11 protein-coding genes are annotated in these 12,037 nt (G+C 46.3%); 9 read left to right on the top strand and 2 right to left on the bottom strand.

The window, feature by feature from the left end:
- Together VGK02_03780 and VGK02_03775 are read left to right on the top strand one after the other, a co-directional pair.
- Positions 1 to 247: hypothetical protein (locus VGK02_03780; GenBank protein ID HEY3374168.1), on the top strand; the 247-nt coding region annotated here is incomplete at its 5' end.
- A 108-nt stretch (positions 248 to 355) separates the two neighbouring features.
- A complete protein-coding gene (locus tag VGK02_03775; protein ID HEY3374167.1) occupies positions 356 to 2,665 on the top strand; it encodes an N-6 DNA methylase in 2,310 nt (769 codons plus the stop codon).
- A 97-nt stretch (positions 2,666 to 2,762) separates the two neighbouring features.
- Here VGK02_03775 and VGK02_03770 read toward each other — a convergent pair whose 3' ends face one another.
- Both VGK02_03770 and VGK02_03765 read right to left on the bottom strand, forming a co-directional pair.
- Positions 2,763 to 3,599 carry an IS1 family transposase gene (locus tag VGK02_03770; GenBank protein ID HEY3374166.1) on the bottom strand — a complete coding sequence of 279 codons (837 nt, stop codon included), beginning with the start codon at positions 3,597 to 3,599 and terminating at the stop codon, positions 2,763 to 2,765.
- 216 nt (positions 3,600 to 3,815) lie between these two features.
- The gene (locus VGK02_03765) at positions 3,816 to 4,070 is read right to left on the bottom strand and encodes a hypothetical protein (GenBank protein HEY3374165.1); all 255 of its coding nucleotides are present in this window, start codon (positions 4,068 to 4,070) and stop codon (positions 3,816 to 3,818) included.
- Positions 4,071 to 4,189: 119 nt separating this feature from the next.
- Between VGK02_03765 and VGK02_03760 the strand changes: the two genes are divergently transcribed.
- The 7 genes from VGK02_03760 to VGK02_03730 all read left to right on the top strand — a co-directional run.
- Positions 4,190 to 5,194, top strand: a complete 1,005-nt coding sequence (locus VGK02_03760; GenBank protein ID HEY3374164.1) for a NapC/NirT family cytochrome c — start codon at positions 4,190 to 4,192, stop codon at positions 5,192 to 5,194.
- Positions 5,195 to 5,359: 165 nt separating this feature from the next.
- Complete coding sequence (locus VGK02_03755) at positions 5,360 to 7,321, top strand: O-antigen ligase family protein (GenBank protein ID HEY3374163.1); 1,962 nt, start codon at positions 5,360 to 5,362, stop codon at positions 7,319 to 7,321.
- A 42-nt stretch (positions 7,322 to 7,363) separates the two neighbouring features.
- Complete coding sequence (locus tag VGK02_03750; protein HEY3374162.1) at positions 7,364 to 8,062, top strand: tetratricopeptide repeat protein; 699 nt, start codon at positions 7,364 to 7,366, stop codon at positions 8,060 to 8,062.
- An 8-nt stretch (positions 8,063 to 8,070) separates the two neighbouring features.
- Positions 8,071 to 9,039 (top strand): 6-bladed beta-propeller, encoded by a 969-nt coding sequence (locus VGK02_03745; protein HEY3374161.1) that lies wholly within the window; start codon positions 8,071 to 8,073, stop codon positions 9,037 to 9,039.
- A 118-nt stretch (positions 9,040 to 9,157) separates the two neighbouring features.
- Positions 9,158 to 10,126 carry a cytochrome c3 family protein gene (locus VGK02_03740; protein HEY3374160.1) on the top strand — a complete coding sequence of 323 codons (969 nt, stop codon included), beginning with the start codon at positions 9,158 to 9,160 and terminating at the stop codon, positions 10,124 to 10,126.
- 309 nt (positions 10,127 to 10,435) lie between these two features.
- Positions 10,436 to 11,122 carry a tetratricopeptide repeat protein gene (locus VGK02_03735; GenBank protein ID HEY3374159.1) on the top strand — a complete coding sequence of 229 codons (687 nt, stop codon included), beginning with the start codon at positions 10,436 to 10,438 and terminating at the stop codon, positions 11,120 to 11,122.
- Between the two features lie 173 nt (positions 11,123 to 11,295).
- Positions 11,296 to 12,037 (top strand): hypothetical protein (locus VGK02_03730; protein HEY3374158.1); only part of this gene is annotated, 742 nt, incomplete at its 3' end.

Here is a 12,037-nt window from a genome sequence, read left to right as displayed (position 1 = left end):
CTGCCACAGCTTAAACAGGGTAAGTTCCACATCGGGCGACATTAAAATCAGCCATCGAGGCCACGTCACGCGAGCGCACCTCGCTTGTACGCGCTGCCACCCGGGGGCCGCCCACCCCAACATAGGCAAGATCGGAGCGGTCATTCCTCAAAGAAAACTGTGCAAGCAGTGTCATCTAACGCGCATGAATGAATGCGCATTTTGCCATACCAAGAGGTTTTCCCCGACAACACGTTACTCGCATTAAGATGTAGCCTTTAATTGGTAGTGGGTCAGTTTGAACGAAGATTACAATAATTAAAATAAATTGGAACCCGTTCTTTTCAAATCAATTTGTAAGTGCTATGCTTTTACCATGGATAACTTGACTAGGCCGTTAGAAAGTGCTACCAGAACAAAAATTAATAGGATACTTAAAAATCTAGGTTGGAATATAGATGAATTCAGCAAAGACTGCAATGTTTTTACTGAACGAGTAAGAACAAAGGAAGAAAAAGCCAAGATAACACAAAGGTTTCCCAAGGGGCGATTCCCTGATTATGTGCTTTATTCTTCTCTAGACTTAAAACCACTTGCGATTATTGAAGCAAAACGTATTGGTATAAAGCTCGATAAAGCCATCAAGCAGGCCATTGACTATGCAGAGTGTATTGATGCCAAAGTTGTCTTTGCGGTAGATGGTGGAATAGTCGAGGTTAGGTGGGTAGAAGAAGAAAGACTTTTAAAGCTTGATGGGCAATTAGTCACAGAGCTTTTGCCTGAAAAGACATTACTTCGTTTTATTAACACCGGAAATGAGCTTTCCTCACCTCAAAAAGTTACGAAGACAAAAGAAGACTTAATTAGGATATTCGCTAGAGCAAACGACTTGCTTCGTCAAGAAGGAATGCGAGAAGGCATAGAACGATTCACGGAGTTTTCAAATTTTCTTTTCTTAAAATTGATTGATGAAATTGAGGCCACCAGAGAAAGTAAAGGTGAGCCGCGAAGAATAGAAGCACGTTATAGTTGGAGCGCCTTTTGTGACAAAGAGCCGCAAGACATGCTTGATTATATCAATGATACGGTTCTGCCTAAATTGGTTGATAAATATAATCATAGTGGAGATGTGTTTTCTAGCAAGCTAATAATAAAAAATGCGAATATTCTCAAGCAAATAGTAGACGAACTTTCGAAGTTAACTCTTTTAGATGTAGATAGCGATGTTAAGGGCGATGCTTTTGAATACTTTCTTAAAAACTCTGTTACTGTTGGCAATGATTTAGGTGAATACTATACACCAAGGCATATAGTTAAACTTATGGTCGACCTAGTGAACCCCAAGTACGGCGACAAAGTTTATGATCCATGTTGCGGTACTGGCGGGTTTTTGATAGAAGCATTTAGACATATCAAGCAAGCATGCAATCCTACCAAAAATACTCTTAAGGTGCTTGAAAATGACACCATTTTTGGTGGGGAACTTACAGGAACAGCAAAAATAGCAAAAATGAATATGATATTAGCTGGAGACGGTCATACCCATATTATCCAGCAAGATAGTTTACAGAATCGAAAGGATAACGACTACGACACCATTTTAACCAACTTCCCGTTTTCTCAAAAAACCGAGTTTTCTCACTTGTATGGGCTGTCAGCAAAGCAAGCAAACCCCGTTTTCGTAAAGCATGCGCTTGATGCTTTAAGGCCTGGTGGCTGGGCTGGTATCGTTGTTCCTGACAGTATACTTTTCGCTAAAGACATCGATTATGTAAAGGTCAGAAGACAATTAGTGGAAGAATGTCAGATTGAAGCGATTATTCAGTTAAGCGTGCATACCTTTTCACCATATACTAAGCAACCGACTAGTATTATTATTTTTAAAAAAGGTGGAAAAACTAAAAATGTTTGGTTTTTTGAAGTAAATAACGATGGGTTTATAGGTACAACAAAAAGAAGACCTTTCGAAAAGAACGATTTACCATTATTACGTAGTCTTTGGAATGATAAGTCTGATTCTAATCTCTCGTTTACTCTAAATTATGATGATATCAAAAAGGATACATATAAATTATTTCTTAATCATTACAAGGCCTATGAAAAGGTTAAAAGCTCCATTGAATTAGGTGAACTTTGTGATGACTTTATTATTGGTCATACCCCGAGCAAGACAAATGATGATTTCTATGGTGGCCCATACCTTTGGGCAAATATCAGTGATATGGGGAACAAATATATCACTGATACTCAGATAAAACTTAGTGAGCTCGGATTTTCAAAAATGACCGAAAGACGTTTAATAAAATCTGGTTCACTTCTTATGTCTTTTAAGTTAACCATAGGTAAAACAGCTTTTGTTGCCAAAGATTTATTTACGAATGAAGCCATCTGCGCTTTGAAGCTAAAAGACAAGTACAATACCGATGAGATAAAAGAATATTTATATCATGTATTACCAGTAATAAACTACAAACCCTTTGCTCAAAGGGCAGCCAAAGGTTTAACTCTTAACAAAGACTTAATACCTACAGTAGAAATACCTTTTCCTAATAAGAATGAACGAGAAAAAGTAATTCAAAAAAAGTTAGAATTAATGGAAGAAAAAGAGAAGCTCCAAAAGACGATGGAAGACAATTTAGCAAAATTTGATAGATTAATTAAGTCGGAAATTTTGGGATATAAATAACAGATGAAGATTATCAATAGTGAATGCAAAAGAGAACATCGTCCACGCAAGCAAGAGGAGCAAATTACTATAGATAGCGTTATTAATTAGCCTCTAATTAATCCAACAATTTTGCGATCTCTTCTAACGTCCACACATGATCAGTGATACCAGCTGCCATAGCAGGAGTTGTAGGGAACGGTTTGGATAGGGTTTTGTGTGGCCTAGCGAAATTATAATGCATGAAGTGAAGGCTAACCGCATGTGCTAAATTTTCTGCTTTTTTGGAGAACGCATTCGTAAGCCTCGTAAACCTTCGCATTCCCATCCTCATTGTAAGGTTCTGCCGCTCTACAAACGATGTAGAGGCATGGTCTAGGTTTGGGTTACCTGTGATAACCTTAGTCTCCGTTCCTATGCAGCTGGTCGGTGAATAGCGCTTCGGTTTCTCAGGTTCGTCTTTATAGATTTTATGGAGCACCGCATAGTCGATATCCCCACCAAACGTATCCTCGATTACATCCAGATACGGCCTATATCCATCTGTAGTTAACTGTACTCTGTTGCGAAGCCTTGACGCTACGTCAGCTACAAAGGCCGCAGCGTCCGCCGTGTTTCGCTCACCGACGAGCCAGGAGGGAACGAGCTTGGTGTCGGCATCCAGAGCAACCCATGTCCACACGTCGCCGTACCCGAACTCGCCCTGGTGTTCTTCAGGCACGTTCTTTTGTTTGGCGTAGACGAAGCTCCAAATCTCGTCGAACTGGAGCCTCTTGCAAGGTAGATCACGCATAACCTTGTCTTGATAGTCTGAACAAGCATTGCCGAGATCGACAAGCAGCTTGGTTACGGTATTCTTAGCCGCTCCGGTTATCCGAACCGTGCCGCGAATGCTCATCCCCTCGACCAGGCATCCTATTATTTGTGCTCGCTTCTCGACTGATAGCTTGTTCATACTGACCATTATACTTGAGCGGTATAGCATAGTCAAGCATATTTCATGCTTAACATGTATATTTTACAAAATTTTTTGGTCATATTGCTAAATTGCGCAAGTTTTACTTGACGATTAACAACATGTGTATTTTAATCTAACTATTGAAATGCCGATGGATTTCAGGCCAGACATTGAATGGCGTATTAACGCTCCAAGTGAAGATAGCGAGGCAATTTAATCTTCTGATTTCTTCCATCTGGCAGCCGCTGCTAGTTTAGCGATCTCCCGCCGTTGCTCAGGGGTGAGCTTCTCAGCGCGGGCTTTGCCGCCCTTTAAACCACCTTTGCGGCCTAATTCGACAGCAGCCTGATTTTTCTCGGGCTTGGGTTCTTCCGAGGCTTGCTCTTCTTCTGTTGCTTCATTGACGATACTAGCGGCAAGACGGTTTAAGTCCGTCGGGCGCTTCGTCTTTCTTGAGCGGTCATGCATAATACATACATCTTACCACATAATTACGGCTGTCTAAAATTATTTTCATTCAAAATGACCCACTACCCTTTAATTAATGTGCTTGTTAATAAGCATGTCTGGTGTTACAATCAAGCAAAATGCGAAAGTTTGATTTTGATGCCATAAAATCTAGGATATTAGCCTCGCGCATCAAGCTGCCCGATATGAGCAATCCACGCACAAGAATTCTTGTGATTGCCGCCGGGGCTGTTGCGCTTATTCTTGTGGCTGCCTTCGGGTATGGTTACTGGTTTGCGGCTCAACCAACATTCTGCCAAAACTGCCACGAACTGCAAGCGGACTATCGGTCGTGGAAAACATCCATCCATGCCGAGGTCGATTGCGGAACGTGCCACTATACCGGTCCGTTTGGGTTCGCGAAGCAAAAAGTTGCCTTAGCAAATGATACGGTCAAGCACTTGACGGGCTCGTTCTCGCAACCTCTCAATATTGATAGTGCGCTCAGCAGACAAATAGATGACGATGGTTGTCTTCAGTGTCACACGCCCAAACGTGTTATCACCCCACGTAAAACGCTGGTAATGAACCACCAAATTCACATGGATAAAGGGATCAACTGTACGACCTGTCACAACCGGGTAGGTCACGGTGATTCGCAGGGTTATCAGAATTTTATCAGTATGGAAGGCTGTTTCCGCTGCCACGGCTTATCGAAAACGGCGGTTGCGCCCGGTAAGTGCAGCCTGTGTCACCCAAAAACATTCGACCTTGTACCTGTCTCGCATAAAACAGGAACCTGGCTTGTACCGGATCATGGCAAAACCGCTGCGCAAAGCACGGCTACATGTGCCGTATGCCACCAAAAAGCGTTCTGCCGCGGTTGCCACGGCGTTGATGTGCCGCACCCCGATAAATTCATCAAGGACGATCACAGCACTATAGGTAAGAGCAATCCGCGTATATGCAAGAAATGTCACCGTCAACAGGATTTCTGCAACGCATGCCATCACAAGGGCTATACCGGCCCTCCGGGAGGATGGATCCCGACCCATAGAACCGTTGTTACGCAAACCGGGCCGGCCTACTGTTTTGGCTGTCACGGACCCACATATTGCGCCAAGTGCCACGTTGCGAGCCAATAGGTCATTTTCAAAGCGATATAATAAAATCTTGAAAACCCTTTTCGCCGCTACTCCGATGCTTTTCAGTTGTGATAAGATACATAGCAAGTACGCTGAAAAGAGGTAATATCAATCGCAGCCATACTGGCTTTTATAAAAGAACGCTTTGATGCAACAGGGCTCGTATTGCTTGGCTTTGTCGCCATCTATCCTCTTCTTGCCAATCCTTTTGCCGCACCGGTGTTTGGCCTGCCAAAACTCGTATTCCTTATGGTCACAGCAATCATGCTGTGTGCAATTTGGCTCGACTCGCTGATTAAGAACGGTTCTCGCGAGATACCGCGTTCGAACCTGCGAATGCCCATTATTCTTTTCTTTGGAGTCGCGCTTATATCGAGCATGCAATCGGTTCACCCGCTAACTTCGCTATTCGGACAATACGGTCGCTGGGAAGGCCTTATATCGATCACGTGCTATATCGTGTTGTACTGCGCAGCATTCCGCGCAGCGCGCAACGAACGTGCTTTTGGATTAATCATCGCCACCATGCTGGCGTCGGCCTTGCTGGTTTCAGTTATCGCCATTATCGAGCACTTCTGGACAAACCCATTTCTTCTGATCAGTAAGGTCTACTGCGGTGCCGGATACGGGCAGCCCAATGTCTATGAGGTCGGTCGCAGTATGGCTACGTTCGGCAGCACGACGTTTCTCGCTACATACCTGGCGCTCGTTCTCCCACTTGCCGGCGCGGTAATTGCAGGTCGCAAGCGTACGGCTGCGGTTCAGGGCACGCTGTACGCCCTCTTCATGCTCGCAGCGGCCGCGCTGCTTCTTTCCTACGGGCGGGCCGCCTGGATCGGCGTTGTTCTGGCATTTATGCTCCTCGGTTGGCTTCAGCGGGACATTATCAGGCACTACTTAGCACCCACAGCAATCCTTGTCGGCGTTATCATTACCACCCTTATCATTATCCAATCTTTTGGGGGCGTGTATTCCCCTATCGACCGTGTAGCCTCTATCTTTGATAAGGCAAGTTCGCTTACCAGGGTTCAGATGTGGGATGCGGCGCTTCCGCTGGTTGCGCACAACCCGTTGCTCGGTTCAGGACCGGATACTTTTAAATATGTGTTTGGCATCTATAAACCCCAGGGTTGGGTCGAACATTTTGCGAATCCGCTTATCGACAAGGCACATAACGATGCCCTGCAACTCGCAGTTACGCATGGTTTGCTAGGGCTTCTTCCCTACTTATGGTTATTCACCGGTTTTATCTGGCTGGGGGCGCGGCGCGTACGCTCCCTCGAAGATCAGCGCGCGCGCTGGATCGCCGCAGGCCTCATCAGCGCTGCGTTTGCCTATATGGTCGATGTGCAGTTTAGTTTCAGCCACTTTTCAACCGCACCGTTTTTCTGGCTCTTTCTCGGATTCGGAAGTGCTCTGCTCAACACAGATACGCGGTCAGCACCGGTATCCTTCTCGCTTTCGACAGAACGGCAGACGTACGCACGCGCCCTCATTGCGGTCGCTGTGACCTGTCTTGCAGTGCTCGCAGCATTCCCGCTCGTTGCAGATATATATTTTTCAAAGGCACAAAATTTACGATCGGCCGGTCGGGTCTCTGAGGCTATCGATCCCTACCGGCGCGCAATAACGTTTAATCGCTATGAGCCGTTATATGAGCTCGCGCTTGCCGAAACGTATTTCAAACGTGCAAATACAACAAGAGACGACCGGTATCTGCAAGCTGGTTCAACCGCATTTGCTGAAGCGGCGCGACTCAACCCGATTGACGAGCAGGTATATTTTAGGGCGGGAGTGGCCTACCTTGCAGCCGGCCGACTAGGGTGGCCGGGTTATTTGCAAAAAGCGATCTCGGTCTATAAACAAGGGTTAATGCTAAACCCGGTGATGGTCGATGCATATACAGATATCGGCGTGGCCTATGCCACGCTCGGTGATTACGATAGTGCGATTCAGTCCTGGACGGATGCTCTTGGAATCGAGCCAAACAATGATCGTATATACTTTAACCTTGGATGGACGTATAAACAGAAAGGTCAGATCCCGCTCGCAAAGAAGGCTTTTCTCAAAGCGTACCAGCTCAATCCTAAGATGACGGATGCGAAAGCCGCATATGATCGCTTGTAAAAAGGACGAGTTTGCTATACTCTTGTCGGTAAGGTGCTATGTATGACATCGGATAAAGATACTGATTTTCGTGATGTTTTAACAAGAGACTTCGATACGGAAACCATCGATAACCCCCAGACAGGGGAAAAAGTCAGTCTGTGGCTGGCTCTCTCCATCATTTTTTTACTCATCGTTGTGTTCGGTGTGTCGGCGCTTATCGTTCAACGCGTCTACTTTAAGCCGCCGGTCATCCGCACAGCTGTTGAACGCGATCTTATTCGCTATACCGATGCTATCAAACAAAATCCACGAGACGCCGAATCATATGTCGGGTTGGCCGGCGTTTACCTTGAAATCGAGCAACCGCGCAAGGCTATCGATGCGCTCAATACCGCGATCAGCCTCAAGCCGCGATCGTGGAATGCGCACTTTGAGATGGGGATGGCACTGGATGCTAACGGGCAGACCAGCGATGCCGTCGGTCACTTCTGGCAAGCAGCTGCGATTGACCCAAATAATGAACTCTCACATTACCAGCTTGGCAGGCTCTATGAAAAGCAGCGACTCTACGGCCAGGCTATACAAGCATACAAGGACACCCTACGAATTAACCCGACGCTCTCTGACGCACATTACTACCTGGGTTCCTGCTACGAAAAAACAAATAAGCGGGGGCTTGCGAAGCAGGAATATCGTGAAGCTCTCAAATATGTCGATAATTATCCTGAAGCCGAAAAGGCTTTAAAAAGGCTGGAGTAGATCAGTATATGCAACGAATCAGTTTACGCAGTTTTCTCATAACGCTTTTAGTCATACTCGTAATAATGACTTTGATACTGCTGTATTTGTACTATATCCTGTCGCAGCCACCGGGCATGCCGGCATATCAAACGCGGCAGCTAAAACCCCTCTTCAGTATATACGGCTTCGGTACAAAAGAAGAACAAATGCTGTATCGCCCGACGGATGTCTCGTTTGACACCGAGGGCAACATCTATATTGCCGATACAGGTCGTGCCCGCATACTTGAATTCCGTTCATCGGGGCAGTTTATTAGAAAGATCGGGAAGAAGGGGCTCAATGCGGGCGAGCTCATTGAGCCGGTAGGCGTAACAGTGGCAAAAGACGGCCGCATCTTTGTTGCCGATAAAGCCCTTAATAAAGTCGTCGTTTACAACAATGACGGGCGCTTTAAGCGCGAGTTCCGGGTTATGTACCCGATCAAACCGCTCATAGCCAACGGCAAGCTTTATCTAACAACATATGGTCATGTCATTACGTACGATCTCGAAGGGCGCAAGCTCTCGGAATGGGCGCAAAAAGGGCGCAAGGAAGGTTACGTCGATTCACCGACAGGTATCGCGGTTAATAAAAACGGCAGCGTGTACGTCTCCGACACCCTCAACTTGCGTTTAGAAGCCTTCTCACGGGAAGGCGACCTGCTCTGGGTGAAAGGTCAGCCTGCGAAAGATATCAAAGCGCAAAACAGGACGTTTGGCCTGCCCTGCGGCTTGACCATCGATGATAAGAACCGCTTGTTCCTGATAGATGCGTTCGATAACGCCATTCGCGTGTTGAATACAAACGGCAAGCAAATTGCCGTGCTCGGCAAAGAAGGCTCGCGCGAAGGGCAACTTAAGCTACCATCCGGTATTGCATACGACCAAAACGGCATATTTGCTGTCGCCGATAAATTTAACGACCGGGTTCAAATCGTAAAAATTATTATCGAGTAAATGTATGGCCATTTAGAGCGCTTACCACTTGCACTAGCGCACCTATTGTGCTAGTATGTAAAGTAACTTAGCTATAAATAGGAAGTGTATCTTTAGGTCCAGAGGCAAGAGAGTTATTATGCGTGTAATTTGTAAATCGCTCATTCTCGCCCTTGCAACTCTTATTCTTTCATTAATTACAATACAAGTAGCTGCGGCGGGTATCATCCCAATAGGTCCATTCGGCGGCTACAATGAACCCCCGAAATATACCAGTGCTCCAAAAGGGCCGCATGGCGGTTATACAACAACATCAAGTAAGTGCAAAGATTGCCATGCCGTTCACCTGGCAACGGGCAGCTACATGCTAACCAGGGGCAACTCTCGCGACGAGACGTGCAAGTACTGTCATGATAACTCCGCAATCGCCGGTGTCGAGGTTGTGCTCAACGAGCGCGGCCATGGCCTTAATGCCACAGAGACGGCAACTTCTACCACAACCGTCACCGCACCGGATGACACCACCCCGCCGTATTCGATTACATCGGCAAAATGGGGATGTTTAGAATGCCACTCGGTGCATGATAACCAAACCGTAAAGCTTGCCGATTTGAACTCGACAAAACTGCTTAAATCAAACCCAAATCCCGGCAAGAATTACCTGTATTACAAACCGATAGCTGGCGAGACTTCACAAACCGTCTCATACTGGTGTTCTGCATGCCATAACGCCAACCTCGGAAGCCATAAAGACCCTAAACAGGTTATCATCGATGGCGTCACAACAACGGTATACGGTCACGACTCATCCGGCGGCGGCTATTTAACCGATACGGTTACCGGATTTGCGCTAGTCGATCCGGATAATGTTTTGACGAATACACCAACGGGTATTATAACCGGTCCGGCTACGGATACGGCGAGCAATCTGAGCGGCAACCATGGCCCGACGTGCAAACAATGCCACACGGCTGATGGCGGCACGTTCCCTCATTCGTCGATAGCGCCGAACATGCTCAAATCTAGCACCGATACCAATTCGGTCACTAGTTTGAACGCACTCGATGTCATCTGTACGTCGTGTCACAATACAAGTTCGCTCCCATAAATAATAGCCCCAAATCGGTAGCCGAGCGTCAAACAAATTACTGATAAATTACCACATTTACCAGCATTTATTCAGCTATACACGCTTGCTATTATTTCCAGATTTTGCGATAATATGATGTAATGGATGCAATACGAAAAAGACACTGGCGTTTGCTTTTTGGTGAGGCACAAAGTACCAGCTTAACGAACCTAACCCTTCCAAGACTTCTGGCAAAGAAAAGCGAGTTAACATCGTAATATTACTCACAACAGCCAGCGCATTTGCATACATAATGCCTAAACTAAAAAACCGTAGGAGGATATGTAGATGGTTAAAGAGAGCAAGCGACCTACTTTAAACAATACTTTGCTTGTAGCAGGTATTGTCGTTCTAGTATTAGCGCTCGGTGTTACAGCAATAATCGTGAATAATAATGCGAATGATTCGATCTCTGCTAAAGAAGCTGCCGCCGCAAAAGCAAAAGGGCTTGAGTTGTACCGTCAAGGTAAGTGGGATAGCGCCCTTAGTGAACTGAAAAAAGCGGTTGATGGCAACCCCAACGATATGACGGCTCAGTTCAAACTTGCCTTTTCTTACGAGCAAAAAGGTATGCTAGATGATGCTTTTAAGCGGTACGAGGAAATACTTAAGCTTAACAAAAGCTCTGCCGATGCCCATTATAGTATAGGTCGTATTCTCGTTGAGAAAAGAGACCTCGATAAAGGTATCGCCGAGCTCGAAACGGCCACCAAGCTTAACCCAAGTTTTACAAGCGCTCATGCTGCGCTCGCTGATGCATACTTTCAGAAAAACCAGTATGCGAACGCGTTAGCAACGTATACCAAGCTTGAGAAGCTTATTGGAAAAAACGATACGCTCTATTTGTCTCGGATACATACCGCCAAAGGTCAGATTTTAAAGCAGGGCGGTAAAGATGACGAAGCCAGGCGTGAATTTACCTTGGCTGTACAACTAGATAAGAATAATAAGGAGGCTGCTGCGGCCTTGAAGTAGGCTGCTGCATGCCGTCCTTTGTTTAATTTGTTTGTGTGTAAGAAGCAGTGATTCCATAGCATTACTTATAGCAAGGTCCGTTTGTCGCAGTAGTTGAAGGTTGTTTTACGAAGTAATAATGATGCACGAGCCGTAAGCTTCTTTCGCGCCCAATAAAACGATCGCTGGGTGATATGTCTAACATTTCGTGCGCTGCAAACAGATCACCATACCAGAGCCTTACCGGCCTCGCAGTACTGTCTGCGCTGGTTCTGTTTATTATTCTTTTACTCTCTTCGACACCTGCATTTGCAGCCGGTGTCGAGACGCTTACTGTAAGCCATATCGTGCCTACCGGCGGTCCCATTCCTGCAGGTCCACAGAGCCCTTCACAGAGCCTCGTTGGCGATGTTTTGCAGTTCAATGCATCTGCCGGCGACCATACGATTACGGTTGATTCGATCAGGGTACGTCAAAGCGGTACTACAACCGCTCTTGATTCTGATATTACGGCGATTCGCCTGGTACGTGATACCAACGCGGATGGTATCTATGATGCCTCTGATACCCCTATCGCTTCGACTTCGACCGCGGCTTCTATCGCAGAGTTCTCATCGCTTAACTTCCAGGTTGCACAGAATTCAACAGAGACCGTTTTTGTTGTTTATACTATATCGCCGAGCGCTGTTATTGGCCATACGCTTCAGAGTAATCTGATCTTCACAAACAGCGATATTACTGTCGTCACGCCAGATGTCGTCGCTGATTTCGGTGTATTGACCGGCGCAACGCGTTCAGTCGCTTCCTCGGCCGATACGGTGAGCATCACCCACAACCCGCCGGCAACCGCCGTGGTTACCCAAGGGGCTTCCGTGCTCGTCGACCGCATCGATCTGAGCGCCCCGCCAACCGGCGACGGCGCGACCATCGATTCGA

The sequence above is a fragment of the Candidatus Aquicultor sp. genome (genome assembly GCA_036504445.1).
Taxonomy (GTDB): Bacteria; Actinomycetota; Aquicultoria; order Aquicultorales; family Aquicultoraceae; genus DASXVE01.
Note: the sequence above shows the minus strand (reverse complement) of the source record. Positions and strands in the feature narration are given on the sequence as shown.

Bases quoted from the DNA above. Each gene is read 5' to 3' on its own strand.
- VGK02_03775 (HEY3374167.1), top strand. From the start codon at position 356: ATGGATAACTTGACTAGGCCGTTAGAAAGTGCTACCAGAACAAAAATT.
- VGK02_03770 (HEY3374166.1), bottom strand. From the start codon at position 3,599: ATGAACAAGCTATCAGTCGAGAAGCGAGCACAAATAATAGGATGCCTG.
- VGK02_03765 (HEY3374165.1), bottom strand. From the start codon at position 4,070: ATGCATGACCGCTCAAGAAAGACGAAGCGCCCGACGGACTTAAACCGT.
- VGK02_03760 (HEY3374164.1), top strand. From the start codon at position 4,190: ATGCGAAAGTTTGATTTTGATGCCATAAAATCTAGGATATTAGCCTCG.
- VGK02_03750 (HEY3374162.1), top strand. From the start codon at position 7,364: ATGACATCGGATAAAGATACTGATTTTCGTGATGTTTTAACAAGAGAC.
- VGK02_03745 (HEY3374161.1), top strand. From the start codon at position 8,071: ATGCAACGAATCAGTTTACGCAGTTTTCTCATAACGCTTTTAGTCATA.
- VGK02_03740 (HEY3374160.1), top strand. From the start codon at position 9,158: ATGCGTGTAATTTGTAAATCGCTCATTCTCGCCCTTGCAACTCTTATT.
- VGK02_03735 (HEY3374159.1), top strand. From the start codon at position 10,436: ATGGTTAAAGAGAGCAAGCGACCTACTTTAAACAATACTTTGCTTGTA.